At 64.7% G+C, this 15694-nt stretch carries 10 protein-coding genes; 4 read left to right on the forward strand and 6 right to left on the reverse strand.

Annotation, left to right across the window (positions count from 1 at the left end; translation table 11 throughout):
• Positions 1 to 223 precede the first annotated feature (223 nt).
• The gene (locus AAE027_RS17180) at positions 224 to 1285 is read left to right on the forward strand and encodes an MBL fold metallo-hydrolase (RefSeq protein ID WP_370987832.1); all 1062 of its coding nucleotides are present in this window, start codon (positions 224 to 226) and stop codon (positions 1283 to 1285) included.
• A 169-nt stretch (positions 1286 to 1454) separates the two neighbouring features.
• Here the strand turns inward: AAE027_RS17180 and aroQ are convergent, their stop codons facing one another.
• Positions 1455 to 1886: a type II 3-dehydroquinate dehydratase gene (gene aroQ, locus AAE027_RS17185; protein ID WP_091885287.1), complete on the reverse strand. Its 432-nt coding sequence runs from the start codon at positions 1884 to 1886 to the stop codon at positions 1455 to 1457.
• A 335-nt stretch (positions 1887 to 2221) separates the two neighbouring features.
• Here aroQ and hemA point away from each other — a divergent pair, with 335 nt between their 5' ends.
• A complete protein-coding gene (hemA, locus tag AAE027_RS17190) occupies positions 2222 to 3451 on the forward strand; it encodes a 5-aminolevulinate synthase (protein WP_370987831.1) in 1230 nt (409 codons plus the stop codon).
• A gap of 344 nt (positions 3452 to 3795) precedes the next feature.
• The gene (locus AAE027_RS17195) at positions 3796 to 7305 is read left to right on the forward strand and encodes a PAS domain-containing hybrid sensor histidine kinase/response regulator (protein ID WP_370987830.1); all 3510 of its coding nucleotides are present in this window, start codon (positions 3796 to 3798) and stop codon (positions 7303 to 7305) included.
• Positions 7306 to 7341: 36 nt separating this feature from the next.
• Here AAE027_RS17195 and AAE027_RS17200 read toward each other — a convergent pair whose 3' ends face one another.
• The 3 genes from AAE027_RS17200 to AAE027_RS17210 all read right to left on the reverse strand — a co-directional run bounded on the left by AAE027_RS17200 (position 7342) and on the right by AAE027_RS17210 (position 9460).
• Positions 7342 to 7905 carry a cytochrome P460 family protein gene (locus AAE027_RS17200; protein WP_370987829.1) on the reverse strand — a complete coding sequence of 188 codons (564 nt, stop codon included), beginning with the start codon at positions 7903 to 7905 and terminating at the stop codon, positions 7342 to 7344.
• A gap of 73 nt (positions 7906 to 7978) precedes the next feature.
• Positions 7979 to 9007, reverse strand: a complete 1029-nt coding sequence (locus AAE027_RS17205) for an alpha/beta fold hydrolase (protein WP_370987828.1) — start codon at positions 9005 to 9007, stop codon at positions 7979 to 7981.
• A gap of 33 nt (positions 9008 to 9040) precedes the next feature.
• Positions 9041 to 9460, reverse strand: a complete 420-nt coding sequence (locus AAE027_RS17210) for an organic hydroperoxide resistance protein (RefSeq protein WP_370987827.1) — start codon at positions 9458 to 9460, stop codon at positions 9041 to 9043.
• A gap of 199 nt (positions 9461 to 9659) precedes the next feature.
• On the opposite strand from AAE027_RS17210, the gene AAE027_RS17215 reads away from it, so the two are divergent.
• Positions 9660 to 12500: an ATP-binding protein gene (locus AAE027_RS17215; RefSeq protein ID WP_370987826.1), complete on the forward strand. Its 2841-nt coding sequence runs from the start codon at positions 9660 to 9662 to the stop codon at positions 12498 to 12500.
• Positions 12501 to 12622: 122 nt separating this feature from the next.
• Here AAE027_RS17215 and AAE027_RS17220 read toward each other — a convergent pair whose 3' ends face one another.
• Positions 12623 to 14653: a DUF3857 domain-containing transglutaminase family protein gene (locus AAE027_RS17220; protein WP_370987825.1), complete on the reverse strand. Its 2031-nt coding sequence runs from the start codon at positions 14651 to 14653 to the stop codon at positions 12623 to 12625.
• A 159-nt stretch (positions 14654 to 14812) separates the two neighbouring features.
• Positions 14813 to 15484 (reverse strand): response regulator, encoded by a 672-nt coding sequence (locus AAE027_RS17225; RefSeq protein WP_091885267.1) that lies wholly within the window; start codon positions 15482 to 15484, stop codon positions 14813 to 14815.
• Between the last annotated feature and the right edge of the window lie 210 nt (positions 15485 to 15694).

The following is a 15694-nucleotide window of genomic DNA, read 5'->3' on the forward strand; positions in this document are numbered from 1 at the left end:
GCCTTCGCAATGGGACAGTTCGCAGCTCACTGGGAATGTCCCGCGAGGAGAGAGCCCCCACCCGGCGCTTCGCGCCGACCTCCCCCGCAAGCGGGAGAGGTAACCGAGCTCCGGGCGCGACTGTCCCACATCGCGGAAAACCATCGGAATGACCGCTATGCGGCGGCCGCCTCGCGTCCTTTTTCGGCTGGCGCCCCGCGCGCGGCGGGGTTAAGCCGGTAGCATGAACTCGAAAACCGACACCGCGCAGTCCTCGGCCGAGGCTCTGCGTTACCCCTGGGAACAGCATCCCGGCCCCGAAGAAGTGGTCGAGGTGCGGCCCGGCGTGCTGTGGGCGCGGCTGAAGCTGCCGTTCCGCCTCAACCATGTGAACATCTACCTGCTCGCCGATGGCGACGGCTATGCGATGATCGATGCCGGCTTCGGCAACGAGGAGACGGTCGAGGCCTGGACAAAACTGTTCGACGGGCCGCTGAAGGGCATCAACATCACGCGCCTGATCGTCACCCACTCGCACCCCGATCATGTCGGTCTCGCCGGGTGGATCGTCGAACGGTTCAACTGCCCGCTGGTGATGTCGCAGGTCGAATATCTGCAATCGGTCTATCATCAGAACCGCGGCACCGAAGAGCGGCGCGAGGCGCAGCGGCTGTTCTTCCGCCGTCATGGCATGGACGAGTCGCTCACCGAAAAACTGCTCGGACGCGGCCAGGATTATCTCAAGCGCGTCTCGGTGCTGCCGCCGTCCTACCGCCGCATCTCCCACGGCGACGACGTCGTGATCGGTTCGCGCCGCTTCAAGGTGATCACCGGCGGCGGGCACGCACTCGACCAGGTGATGCTCTATTGCGCCGATGACAAGCTGTTCCTCTCCGCCGATCAGGTGCTGAGCAAGATCTCGCCGAATGTCAGCGTCTGGGCGGTCGAGCCCGACCAGAACTCGCTCGGCGAATATCTGGCCTCGCTGGCCAGCCTCACCACGACGCTCCCCTATGACGTGCTGGTGCTGCCCGGCCACGGCGTGCCGTTCTACGGGCTCAAGACCCGCATCAAGCAGCTTGCCGATCACCACGAGGAGCGCTGCCGCCTGATCGCGGAGGCCTGCCGCGAGGTGCCGCAGACCTCGCGCGCCTTGGTGCCGGTCGTGTTCAACAAGCATGTGCTGGACGAGCACCAGATGGGCTTTGCCGCCGGCGAACTGGTCGCCCATGTCAACTACATGATCGTCGAGGGCCGGCTGACGGCGGAGACGCAAGACGGCGTTTTGCGGTTCAGGACGACGTGAGTTTTTCGCCTCTCCCCGCCTGCGGGGAGAGGCCGACACGCGAAGCGTGGCGGGTGAGGGGGAGTCTCCGCGAGTCCGACTCTCACCGTGATTGCGGAGCGGCCCCTCACCCCAACCCTCTCCCCATAAGAACGGGGCGAGGGAGCAGACCGTCGCCGCAGCAACAAACTCACTTCATATTCGCGATCGCGTGCAGCGCCGCGATATAACCGTATGGGCCCAACCCGCAGATCACGCCGGTCGCCACGAAGGAGATCTTCGAGTGCCGGTGATATTCGTCGCGGGCGTGGATGTTGGAGATGTGGACTTCCAGCACCGGGCCTTCGAATATCTTGATCGCGTCCATGATCGCCACCGAGGTGAAGGAAAAGCCGGCGGGATTGATGATGATGGCCTCGGCATCCTGCCGCGCCGATTGAATCCAATCGACGAGCACGCCCTCATGGTTGGACTGGTGGAAGGCCAACTTGAGCCCTAGCTCTGCGGCGGCCGCCTCGCAGCTCGCGTTGATCTGCGCCAGCGTCGTCGTGCCGTAGATGTGCGGCTCGCGCACGCCGAGCAGGTTCAGGTTGGGACCGTTGAGGATCATCACACGTTTCATCGGGGCGTCCTTTCGCATGAGCTGTCGGCACGACCGACCCGCGCCCCGCACCGGGGCGAGGCTATGACGTCGGCGCGACCGGCTCCGCAATCATGGACGGAGCCGCATCATGGACAAAATGTCCAAGGCAGCCCTTGCCCTCCCCCGGGTGCCAGTCCCGGCCGGCAGGCCTGTGCTAGACGGTTGATCCAAATCAACAATCGCCGCCGGACCGGCGTTATCAATTGGCACGCGCGCCTTGCCGCAAATGTGCGCAGGCGCATGGACATCGGAGCTGGAAAAGCTCTAAAAATTGGACGGCCGCCTTGGGCCGAGTTCCGCTGCAGGTTTTGCCGATGGATTACAACGAGTTCTTCAGTTCCGCCCTCGACCGTCTCCACACCGAGCGGCGCTACCGCGTGTTCGCCGACCTCGAGCGCACGGCCGGCCGGTTCCCGCACGCGGTCTGGCACTCGCCCAAGGGCAAGCGCGACGTCGTGATCTGGTGCTCCAACGATTATCTCGGCATGGGCCAGCACCCGAAGGTGGTCGGCGCCATGGTCGAGACCGCAACCCGCGTCGGCACCGGTGCCGGCGGCACCCGCAACATCGCCGGCACGCATCATCCGCTGGTGCAGCTCGAGGCCGAGCTCGCCGATCTCCACGGCAAGGAAGCCGCGCTGCTGTTCACCTCGGGCTATGTCTCGAACCAGACCGGCATCCCGACCATCGCAAAGCTCATTCCGAACTGCCTCATTCTGTCCGACGAGCTCAACCACAATTCGATGATCGAGGGCATCCGCCATTCCGGCTGCGAGCGGGTCGTGTTCCGCCACAACGATCTCGCTCATCTCGAAGAGCTGTTGAAGGCGGCCGACCCGAATCGGCCGAAGCTGATTGTCTGCGAGAGCCTCTATTCCATGGACGGCGACGTCGCTCCGCTCGCCAAGATCTGCGACCTCGCCGAGAAATATGGCGCGATGACCTATGTCGACGAGGTCCACGCGGTCGGCATGTATGGCCCGCGCGGCGGCGGCATTGCCGAGCGTGACGGCGTCATGCATCGCATCGACATCCTCGAGGGTACGCTGGCCAAGGCGTTCGGTTGCCTCGGCGGCTATATCGCCGCCAACGGCCAGATCATCGATGCCGTGCGCTCCTATGCGCCGGGCTTCATTTTCACCACCGCGCTGCCGCCGGCGATCTGCTCGGCCGCAACCGCCGCGATCAAGCATCTGAAGACTTCGAACTGGGAGCGCGAGCGCCACCAGGACCGCGCCGCCCGCGTCAAGGCGATCCTCAATGCCGCCGGCCTGCCGGTGATGTCGAGCGACACCCACATCGTGCCGCTGTTCGTCGGCGATCCCGAGAAGTGCAAGCAGGCCTCGGACCTGCTGCTCGAGCAGCACGGTATCTACATCCAGCCGATCAACTATCCGACCGTCGCCAAGGGCTCCGAGCGGCTGCGCATCACGCCCTCGCCCTATCACGATGACGGGCTGATCGATCAGCTGGCCGAGGCTCTGCTGCAAGTGTGGGATCGTCTCGGCCTGCCGCTGCGCCAGAAGTCGCTGGCGGCGGAGTAGGCGCTCCTTTCACCCTCCCCTGGAGGGGTCCGGGACGAGCGTAGCTCGCCCGTGGGTCGGCGCACATTGAGCGCAGCGAAATGTGAGACGGGGTGGGGTGACGGTCTCTCCACCTCGAACGCTGCCCGTGTGGAAAGATCACCCCACCCCGCTCGCGCTGCGCGCGATCGACCCTCCCCCTCCAGGGGAGGGTGAGGGCCGGACGCTGGCGCTAAGGCTTAACGACAACCCCAGTTCCCGGCCCCACCGGGCATTTCGCTGTCGCTTGCGACCTCTCAACGCGCTAGATTTGCTGGGAAAATGAGAGCGGGCGCTGCCAGCGCCCAGGGAGAAGCGCGCTCGCCATGCTGCACGACTGGGGCGTGATCGCCGCCGCCTTCGGCTACATCGGCTTTCTGTTCCTGGTGGCGAGCCACGGCGACCGCCGTTCGCCGGCCGGGCCTGGCCGCGCCTCCGGGCTGATCTACCCGCTGTCGCTGGCGATCTACTGCACCTCCTGGACCTTCTTCGGCTCGGTCGGCTTCGCCACCCGCACCTCGACCGACTTTCTGGCGATCTATCTCGGTCCGATCCTGATGATCGGGCTCGGCGCCGGTGTGCTCCGGCGCGTGATCCAGCTCGCCAAAGCCCACAACATCACCTCGATCGCCGATTTCATCGGCGCGCGCTACGGCAAGAGCCAGGCGGTGGCGGCCACCGTGGCGCTGATCGCCATCATCGGCTCGGTGCCCTATATCGCGCTCCAGCTCAAGGCGGTGGCCTCCTCGCTCGGCACGATCCTGAGCGAAGATCAGGCCTTCTCCCACATCCCGATCCTCGGCGACATGGCACTGATGGTGACGCTGGCGATGGCGGCCTTCGCGGTGTTGTTCGGTACCCGCCACACCGACGCCACCGAGCACCAGCACGGCCTGATGCTGGCGGTTGCGACCGAGTCCATCGTCAAGCTGGTCGCCTTCCTCGCCGCCGGCATCTTCGTCACTTTCTGGATGTTCTCGCCGCAGGAACTGATCGAGCGCGCCATGAAGACGCCGGAGGCGGTGCGCGCCATCAACTACTCGCCGTCGATCGGCAATTTCCTGACCATGACGCTGCTGTCGCTGTGCGCGATCATGATGCTGCCGCGCCAGTTCCACGTCAGCGTCGTGGAAAATTCATCCGACGCCGAGGTCGGCCGCGCGCGCTGGCTGTTCCCGCTCTATCTCGTCGCCATCAATCTGTTCGTGATCCCGATCGCGCTGGCCGGCCTCGTCAGCTTCCCGTTCGGCACGGCCGACCCCGATATGTACGTGCTGGCCTTGCCGATCGAGGGCGGCGCGAATCTGCTCAGCGTCGCCGTGTTCGTCGGCGGACTGTCGGCGGCGACCGCCATGGTGATCGTCGAATGCGTCGCGCTCTCCATCATGGTCTCGAACGACCTCGTGGTGCCCTTGGTGCTGCAACGACGGCCGGAGGGACGAACCGGCGGCGCCGATTTCAGCGATTTCCTGCTGCGCTCGCGGCGACTTGCGATCTTTGCCATCATGGTGATGGCCTATTTCTACTATCGCGCGCTCGGCAACACCCAGCTCGCAGCGATCGGTCTGCTGTCCTTTGCCGCCATCGCCCAGCTTGCACCAAGCTTCTTCGGCGGGCTGCTGTGGCGGCGGGCGACGGCGCGAGGTGCGATCGGCGGGATGCTGGTCGGCTTCGTGGTGTGGCTCTACACGCTGTTCATCCCGAGCTTCATGGATACCTCGACGACTGGCATCCTGCTGCTCCAGCACGGACCGTTCGGAATCGAGGCGCTGCGGCCACAGGCGCTGTTCGGCGCCGATCTGCCGCCGCTGATGCACGGCGTCATCTGGTCGCTGTCGCTCAACATCCTCACCTATGTGCTCCTCTCGCTGGCGCGCCGACCGTCTTCGATCGAGCTGGTGCAGGCCGATCTGTTTGTCCCCAACACGCTCGCGCCAATCTCCCCGAGCTTCCGCCGCTGGCGCACCACCGTCACCGTGCAGGATATCCAGACCACGGTGGCGCAATATCTCGGGCCCGACCGCGCCCGCCATTCGTTCGAGGCCTTCTCGGCGCGGCGCAATGTCCGGCTGGAGTCCGGGGCGCCCGCCGATTTCGAGCTGTTGCAGCACGCCGAGCACCTGATCGCGTCCTCGATCGGCGCAGCTTCCTCGCGGCTCGTGATGTCGCTGCTCCTGCGCAAACGAACCGTATCGGCGAAGGCCGCGCTGAAACTGCTCGACGATTCCCATGCGGCGCTGCATTTCAACCGCGAGATCCTCCAGACCGCGCTCAACCATGTGCGTCAAGGCATCGCGGTGTTCGATGCCGATCTGCAACTAATCTGCTCCAACCGGCAGTTCGGCGATCTGCTCAACGTCCCCCCGCATTTCATCCAGTTCGGTACGCCCTTGCGTGAGATCCTGGAATTCATGGGCGTGAGCGATCCGCCCGAGCCGGGCGACCGCGAGGCGATGATCGAACAGCGGCTGGTCGCCTATACCACCGACAGCGAGCCGTATCTCGAACGCCTGCCGGAGCGCCACATGGTGATCGAGGTGCTCACCAATCGCATGCCCGGCGGCGGTTTCGTCATCACCTTCACCGACGTCACGCCCACCTTCGAGGCGGCGGAAGCGCTGGAGCGTGCCAATGCGACGCTGGAAAAGCGCGTCCGCGACCGCACCGAGGAATTGACGCGGCTGAACTCGGAGCTGGCGCTGGCCAAGAGCGCGGCGGAGGATGCCAGCATCTCCAAGACGCGCTTCCTCGCCGCCGCCAGCCACGACATTCTGCAGCCGTTGAACGCGGCGCGGCTCTACATCACCAGCCTTGTCGAGCGCCAGCACAATGGCGAGGAGACCCGGCTGGTCGAGAACATCGACGAGTCACTGCAGGCCATCGAGGAAATCCTCGGTGCGCTGCTCGACATCTCCAGGCTCGATGCCGGTGCGATGACGACCTCGATCTCGAGCTTCAAGATGGCCGATTTGATGCGCTCGCTGGAGATCGAGTTCGCGCCGATCGCGCGCGCCAAGGGCCTTGAGCTCGCCTTCGTGCCCTGCTCGCTGCCTGTCGAGTCGGACCGGCTCCTGCTGCGGCGCCTGCTCCAGAACCTGATCTCCAACGCGATCAAGTATACCCCGCGGGGGCGCGTGCTGGTCGGCTGCCGCCGCCGCGGCGCCTCGCTCAAGATCTGCGTCTACGACACCGGCGTCGGCATCCCGTCGGTCAAGCGCGCCGAGATCTTCAAGGAATTCCACCGCCTGGAGCAGGGCGCTCGAATCGCGCGTGGCCTCGGGCTGGGGCTCTCGATCGTCGAGCGGCTGGCGCGCGTGCTCAAGCACGGCATTGCGATCGACGGCAATGCAAGCGGCGGCTCGGTATTTTCGGTGACGGTGCCGACGGCGAAGGCGATCACCCACACCGCGGCCGTGACCAGCGCGACGCCGCTGGCACACACGCCGATCTCGGGCGCGCTGATCGTGTGCATCGAGAACGATGCAGCGATACTCGACGGCATGCGCACGCTGTTGAAGGCCTGGGACGCCGAGGTGATCGCGGTCGCCGACCCCGAGGGCGCGATCGCCGCGATCGAGGCCGCCGGACGGCGCGTCACCGGCCTGCTCGTCGACTATCATCTCGACCGCGGCAATGGCATCGCCGCCATCCGCGACATCCGCCGCCGCTTCGGCGACGGCATCCCCGCCATCCTGATCACCGCCGATCGCAGCCCCGCCGTGCAAATAGCTGCGCGCGACGAGAAGATCGCCGTGCTCAACAAGCCGGTGAAGCCAGCCTCGCTCCGCGCCCTGCTCGGCCAGTGGCGCACGCAGCAGATGGTGGCGGCGGAGTGAAGCAGCCTTGCTTGCGATGGCCAGCAGGTCTTCCGGTTAGGGTGCCAGCCGCGTGAAGACGTAATCGCGTCCTTTGGCGCGCGCTTCATGGCAGGCGAAGCAGGTGCGATGCTGGGCGGCGTCGACCGGCTTGCCGTCGATGAAACGGCCAAACCCCCAGCCGCCGGTGGCGGCGTATTTTTTGGAGTCCTTGACCATCACCTGGACCGTGGTGGCAGCGCCGGGAATCGTCGCGGACGCAAACTCGGGGGACTGTTTGCGCTTCCAGGCGCGCTTGACCAGAATGGAGCCGTCCGGGAACGGAAGCTTTCCGGCCTGATAGGCGTCGATTGCGGTCTGGTTGCCGACCACGGCGCGAAGCTCGTCGAGCGGCGCCGCCTCTTCGGCCGGCGCGATCAGCTCCCACTGCTTGTAGCCCGGTGGAATCGTGACGCCGAAGATCGGCGAGGCGTCCGCCGCGCTGCGTTCCGCCGGCCCGTCCGCGGAGGCGATCGTGACGAGATACGGCGCGCAGGTCAGGAGAATAACGAGGACGACCACGGCGAGCGCGATCATCGTGGCGTAGGGAGATTTCTTCTTTTCAGGTTCGGATGGCGTCATGACGTTTCATCGAGCTGGGTGCAACGGGGCGATCCTCGGTCCAGCCTGGCTGGACCGAGGTCCTGGTAGATACTCAAGCGCCGTCGGCGTCGATCACCGCCTTGGCAAAGGCTTGTGGTGCTTCCTGCGGCAAATTGTGGCCGATGCCGCCGGTGATCAGGCGAAACTCGTATCGGCCTGAGAACTTCTTGGCATAGGCGCTCGGGTCGGGATGCGGCGCGCCGTTGGCGTCGCCTTCCATCGTGATCGTCGGCACGTCGATGATGGGAGCTGCCGCGAGCTTCTTTTCGAGATGCTCGTACTTCGCCTCGCCCTGGGCGAGCCCGAGCCGCCAGCGGTAATTATGGATCGTGATCGCGACATGATCCTTGTTGTCGAGCGCCGCCGCGCTTCGATCGAAGGTGGCGTCGTCGAACTTCCACTGCGGCGAGGCGAGCTTCCAGATCAGCCTGGCGAAATCGTGCGTGTACTTCTCGTATCCGGCGCGGCCGCGCTCGGTCGCGAAATAGAACTGATACCACCATTGCAGTTCAGCCTGCGGCGGCAATGGTGCATTGCCTGCGGCCTGGCTGGAGATCAGGTAGCCGCTGACCGACACCAGCGCGCGGCAGCGGTCCGGCCACAGCGCGGCGACGATGTCCGCGGTGCGCGCGCCCCAGTCGAAGCCAGCGACAACGGCCTTCTTGATATCGAGCTTGTCCATCAGCGCGATGATGTCCGCGGCCATCGCAGCCGGCTCGCCGTTGCGCGGCGTCTCGCTGGAGAGGAAATGCGTCGTGCCATAGCCGCGCAGATAAGGAATGATCACGCGATAGCCGGCCTTTGCCAGGATCGGCGCGACATCGACGAAGGCGTGAATGTCGTAGGGCCAGCCGTGCAGCAGGATCGCCACGGGACCGTTCGAGGGACCCGCCTCCGCATAGCCGACGCTGAGAACGCCGGCATCGATCTGCTTGATCGTGCCGAAGGACGCATTCGTTGCGGAAGATCGTGGCGCTTCCGTCTCGGCGCGGGCGAGGTCGATCACGCCAAGACCAATGGCAACGGTTCCCGCGGCAACGCCAAAGAACTGGCGGCGATGCCGGTCGATGATCTGCTTCATGGTGGTGCTCCCTTTGGGGTAGATGATGCTGCGTCAGATCAGCGCGACCGTGACGTCGATGTTGCCGCGGACGGCCTTGGAATAGGGGCAGGTTTGATGCGCTTCATCGATGATGCCGCGCGCAATCTCGCGATCGAGACCCGGCAGACTGACATTGAGGCGCGCCCTCAGCGAGTAGGCGCCCTCGTCGAGTACGAGATCGATCTCCGCATCGATCGCGCACTTCCTGGGAAGATCCATCTTGCGCTTGCGCGCGGCGATCTCCATCGCGCCTTCGAAACAGGCCGACCAGCCGGCCGCGAACAATTGTTCGGGATTGGTGCCGATGCCTGTACTGCCCGGCGGCGACAGCTTGACGTCGAGGCGACCGTCGGAACTGCGCGACATGCCGTCGTGTCGACCGCCGCTGGTGTGTGTCTTGGCCGTGTAAACCAATTTTGCCGCTTGCGTCATGACGCTCTCCTTGCCGTCGCGCAACTGACTAGCAGCGGCTGCGGCAGCACACCCGTTTGGAGTTGTGAGAAGTTGTGAGGCCTCAGTTCGCGCGCCTCACAAAGGCCTGCATCCAAGGTCTGATGCCGATGCAGGGAGACGCCTTGCCCGATCGCAACCATCTGCTATCGGGCCCCCTGGAAAGGATCAGGATTTCGCCATGACTGAACCGGCCGGGTCTGCGGTGGGAGCCCTATCGTTCGGGCCATTCACCGTGACGCCGCATGAACGGCTGGTGACGCGCGACGGCGTCGCGCTGCCGCTCGGCGCGAAAGCCTTCGACATGCTGATCGCGCTGATGTCGCGACCGAATGATGTCGTCAGCAAGTGGGATCTGATGGCGCTGGTGTGGCCCGGCCTGACCGTTGAAGAAGCCAGTTTGCGCTTTCACATCGCAGCCCTTCGCAAGGCGCTCGGCGACGGCAAGGACGGCGCACGCTACATCACCACGCTATCCGGCCGCGGTTATTGCTTCGTGGCGCCGATCTCGCAGACAATCATCCCGCCAGAGCGTCGCCCGGCACCGCAGGGCGGCCTGTCGCCGGTGAAGCTGCCCAACCGGCTGCAACGGATGGTCGGACGCGACGATGCGATCGCCGCCGTCTCGGACAAGCTCATCGCCTCGCGCTTCGTCACGATCGCCGGCCCCGGCGGCGTCGGCAAGACTGCCGTGGCGATCGCGATCGCGCACGACCTGCTCGAGACCTTCGCCGATGCCGCTCACTTCGTCGATCTTGCCGCGCTCAGCGATCCCGATCTCGTGATCACCTCGATCCTGCTGATGCTGGGCTTGCCGGCGCAGACCGACGATCCCTTGCCCGCGCTGCTCGCGCATCTCCACGACAAGAGGATGCTGCTGATCCTCGATAATTGCGAGCACGTCATCGCCGCTGTGGCGCCGCTGGCTGCGGAGATCTTCCACGCTGCGCCGCATGTCCATATTCTGGCCACAAGCCGCGAAGCCCTGCGCGTCGAGGGCGAGCAGGTCTATCGATTGGCGCCGCTCGCCGTTCCGCCGGACGGCTCCGAACTCACGGTCGCTGCAGCGCGGACCTATTCCGCACTTCAACTCTTCCTCGAACGCGCCACCGCCAGCGGCGCGCAGATCGCGCTCGACGATGCCAATGCCGCGATCATCGCAAGGATCTGCCGCAAGCTCGACGGCATGGCCCTGGCGATCGAGCTCGCCGCCGGCCGGGTCGAAGCCTATGGCCTGGAGCAGACGGCAATGCTGCTCGACGAGCGCCTCAATCTGCTCTGGCAGGGCCAGCGCACCGCGCCGCCGCGACAGAAGACGTTGCGGGCGACCTTGGACTGGAGCTACGGGCTCCTGTCCGACACCGAGCGCCTGGTGCTGCGCCGGCTTGCGGTGTTCGCCGGGCACTTCACCATCGACGCCGCGCTCGAGGTCGTCCCGGACGAATGCGTCGATCGCTCCCACTTGTTCGACGCCATCGACAGCCTCGTCGCCAAGTCCATGGTCGCGCCGCGACCGATCGGCGCAATGATGCGCTACCGCCTGCTCGACACCACGCGCGCCTATTTGCTCGAGATCGAACCGAACGACGCGGAACTCGCCGCACGTCATGCCATCTACTATCGGCAATGGCTGGAGCAGGCGGGCTCGACATGGGCCATGGCGCCGAGCGCCGACGAACGGGCGATCCACTTCTCCGCACTTCATAACGTGCGCGCAGCGCTGGACTGGTGCTTCGGCACGGACGGCAACGCCAGTATCGGCATTGCGCTCGTCGCGGCGGCGGCACCGATCTTCCTCGCAATGTCGCTCCTGATCGAATGCCGGCGTTGGTCGGAACGGGCGCTGCTTGCGATCGATCCCTCCTCGCGCGGCAACGCCGACGAAATGCACATCCAGGCTGCCCTCGGCCTCACTTTGATGTTCACGCGGGGCGGCAGCGAAGCGGCGCGCGCCGCCCTGAGTCGGAGCCTTGCGATCGCGAAGGCGCGCGGCGACGAGATCAACCGGCTTCAGCTGCTCGGCCGCATGCATATCTTCCACGAGCGGATGGGAGAGTTCGACGCCGCGCTCGGTTACGCCCGGCAGAGCCTTGCCGTCGCCGAGGCGCTCGGCGATGCGGCCTCGATCGCACTCGCCCATTCGCTTCTGGGCGTCTCGCTGCATCTGGCCGGCGAGCATCGCGATGCGCTGACGATGCTGGAGGCCGCCTGGCAGGGGCCTGGCACGGAACGGATCAGCACGGTCTACGGCTTCGATCATCGCAACCGGGCCGGCATTTCGCTCGCACGAGAGCTTTGGTTGCAGGGCCGGCCCGCGCAGGCGCAGCAGCTGGCGCGGCAGACGGTCACCGAAGCCGCGCAGATGGATCATCCCATCACGCTCTGCATCGCGCTGATCTGGGCGGTCTCGATCGACCTCTGGAACGGAGATCTCGACGGCGCGGAAGCGAACATCGACCGCTTCATCGCACACGCCGAATCGCGCTCGATGGGCCCGTACCTCGCGGTCGGCCGAGGTGTCAAAGGCGAGCTGGCAATCCGGCGGGGAAACGCCGCCGCCGGCGTCGAGACGATCAGGGCTTGTCTGCGCGAGCTCCACGATGCCGGCTACGAGCTGCTCACCACGACCTTCAACATCGCGATGGTTCAGGGCTTGTTGGCACTCGGACAGATCGAGCAGAGTGCGCGCCTGGTCGATGATGCGATCCGCCTCGTCGAGCAAAGCGGCGATCATCTCTACATGCCGGAGCTGCTGCGGATGAAGGGCAGGGTCCGCTTGCACCTGCCAGAGCCGCAGATCGGGGACGCAGAGGCCTGCCTCATGCAATCGCTGGAGCTCAGCCGCAGCAAGGGCGCGAAAGCCTGGGAACTGCGCGCGGCAATCGATCTTGCTGAATTCCTTGTCGAACGCGACCGGCGCGAGGAAGCAAGGCCATTGCTTCAATTGGCGCTCGAAGGCTTCGCCGAGGGCTCGGAGACCGCGGATATCACGGCGGCCAACAGCCTACTGCAGACTTCATAGAGGCGTACGGTGTCAAGCTCCGTCATCCTGAGGTACGAGGCATGGGACGCAATGCCTCCCATGGGGAGCCTCGAAGGATGGACGGCGAAGATGGCAACCGGACCGTGGATTGCATCCAATGATCACCGCCGGGAAAACAGGATACTGATCAGGAAGATCAGCACCCAACCACCCCATACGACATACCAAATCAGGCGAAGGGCGAACAGGAAACGCGCCTTTAGACTCAACCATTGTCGAATCCTGCCGAACTGCTCGCGGCCTGTGAGGATGAACAGGTTTTCCCGAAGCTTCTTCGCGATTTCGTTGTAGGCTTGGACTTCGGCGCCGGCGAGCGACCAAGCATCAATCACCAGTTCTTGCGATGCCGTTACCGTTCGCCCATTGACCAATGATCGGTCGATGAAACTCACAGCGGGTGCTTCGAGCCGATACAACCAACCGTCGCCACGCCAACGTCTCGGCATGTTCAGCTGGATGAATCCCGTCATCTTGCGAGGACGACCGAGCGCAATGTCGGCCTCGCGGCGCTCGCCCGGAAGAGGTTGCAGCTCGCCGCCCAATGCGCGGGAAACCACAAGCTTCAGCTGTGACCCGTCATCGGCGGGCTTCCAGCAATCACGAACCTCGTAGTTCAAACTCAACGTGATTGTATTGCGATCCTTGTCGTCCTGAATCTCCATCGGAGCGAGCTCGGTGGCGCCGGGCAAGACTTCCTGCAAATCTCGCAGCATGGCCTGGGCAAATGCGCTTGGGCCATCATTGGCGAAGCGATTCCGTATCGCGTCCGCGGCCCAGAAGGAATAGTCGATCTTGCGCCTGACGATGGCCGGAGAGGTCACCTTGGATCCAACCGTGATGTCGTCTTCCCAATGCAGGATGTGAAGAGCCGCACCGGCCCCGAGTTCTTCCAGCCCCACTGTCTCTTGCGACAGCGCGAGTCCCCATCCGATATGCGGCTGGAAGACGTTCTTGAGAGTACCCGACTGAACATTGGCTGTCGGGTCGAGCCAGTAGGTCCTCGCATCCAACCGCAGGCGAACGATGCAGTGATCGAACACGGCCGAACTCGGGAGAAACCGGTTCAGGGAGTTACCATGTGTCGTCGAAACCAGGGCCGCGCAGGCGTCCAGCCCCATCCGCCGGGCGCCGGCGACATAAAGGGTTGCCGCATCCTTGCAGTCACCGAAGCGCGTGCTCCAGATCGTGTCGAGGGCGCGCGGCGTCAGCCCGCCCTCACCCAACGAAAATGCAAAATAGCGCAGTTCCCGCTGCACGAAGCGCAACCACTCGACAGCACGTCGATCGGGCTCCGGATGCGCCGCCGCGAGGCGATCGACCTCCTCGGCAAGCGCAGGCGGAAGTTCGGCCCCCTCATAGAATGGTGCAAGAAGGCTTGCGACGTCGTTCCAGCTCTCGAACTCGCTGAACTGAAGCGTCGGCCGCAGCAGCTCCCAAGACGGCGTCAGCCCCTCAATGGCGCGACGCTCCTGCCCGATCATCATCTGCCAGCGGACATCCTCCGTCTGTCCATCCACGGCAACAGCCGGTGCGGGTGGATCGTTGAAGGTCTTAGCGGTGACATTCCGCTCCAGCGGCCGCAGAAGCCTGTGCCGGTGCTCGAACCAGGGATTGAAAGAATCGAAGACAACCCACGCGGCGTGGCGTCGCCCCAGGACCGGAACGTTGCCATAGACGGTGACCGCGAGGTCGACGATGTCGCCGATCCGCACATCCGGAATCAGCAACGATGCAGTCAAGCGCCCGTCGAAGATGAGCCGTTCCAAATTGGTTTCGCGCCGAAGCAATTGGAAAGCATCGGCCTTGGCATGATCGATAACCTCGGCACCACGCAAGACCCGCGCGAAGTGGACGTCGATGTGCTGGTAGCCGGGATCGAACTCGACGACCACATGGGCGGCGCGTTCTGCCCCCTCCCGCGTCAGAACCCGCTGGACGGTACGGTGATGCCAAGCCTGCTCGGAATGGCGCAGATCAACCTGCGAATCATAGAGCAACCGGCAGAGCCCGCCGACGACGCAGGAAACGTCCGTATCCGGAATCTCGCTTCGGTAAGGCTGGTGATCGATCCAGTCGGGAGGTGGAACACACTGGACAAGGTCTTGCGCAATCCGTTCCAGCCTCACATCCATGCCCCGAGAGTATCTTTGCAGCCAACAACGCCAAGGTTGTAGCAAAAGGATACGATCACGCAAACCGCGCCAAGATGATCTGATGTGCAGCTGGGCGGCGAATACAAATGCTTGATGTCGAGACGGCCTCGATGGCCGCTCAGCGCATGCCGCCGCGGCTCACCCCGTCGGAGTGCCCTGCTTCCATTGGCCGCCGGCGATCTTCGCGGCGGCAATGACGGCCTGGGTGCGGCTCTCGACGCCGAGCTTTTGCAGGATGGCCGAGACGTGCGCCTTGATGGTGGCCTCGGAGACGCCGAGCTCGTAGGCGATCTGCTTGTTGAGGAGGCCCTCCGAGAGCATCATCAGGACACGGACCTGTTGCGGCGTCAGCGTCACCAGGCGGTCGCGCAGGCGGGTCATGTCGGGGTCGGACGCGGCCGACAGATCGGTGTCGGCGGGAACCCAGACGTCGCCTTCCATCACCTTGAGGATGGCGTCGCGCAGCGTCTCGACGCCGAACCGCTTCGGGATGAAACCGGAGGCGCCGAAATCGAGCGAGCGGCGGATCGTGGCGCTGTCGTCGGAGGCCGAGACGATCACGACCGGGATCGCCGGATATTGCGCCCGCAGATAGATCAGGCCGGAAAAGCCGGAGATCCCGGGCATTGAGAGGTCGAGCAGGACCAGATCCACGTCGGAGGTCTGTTCCAGCAGCTTGGTCAGATCCTCGAACGATCCGGCCTCGTCGATCCTGGCCGAGGTCAGGACGCCCGCCACCGCCTGTCGCAACGCATCGCGGAACAGGGGATGATCATCGGCAATGACGAGATGGGTCGTGGGAGCGTTCATCGTTCTCTTGCTGTCGTTCGCGACCGGCCGGCGAGTCGATGCGGCGGCGGGTCAATTCTTCCCTGCCCGGCCGTGGCATGCAAGTGCACATTATCCCTTTGCTGCAAAGGGGTTAATCCACAATCTCGTCCGGCCGCGCCGCACCCGATACCAGCACCGTCAGCTGCGCGTCAGTGCGCAAGGCCAAAAGTCGTATTGGGGAGGGTTTCA

This window comes from Bradyrhizobium sp. DN3 (assembly GCF_041357655.1).
Classification (GTDB): Bacteria; Pseudomonadota; Alphaproteobacteria; order Rhizobiales; family Xanthobacteraceae; genus Bradyrhizobium.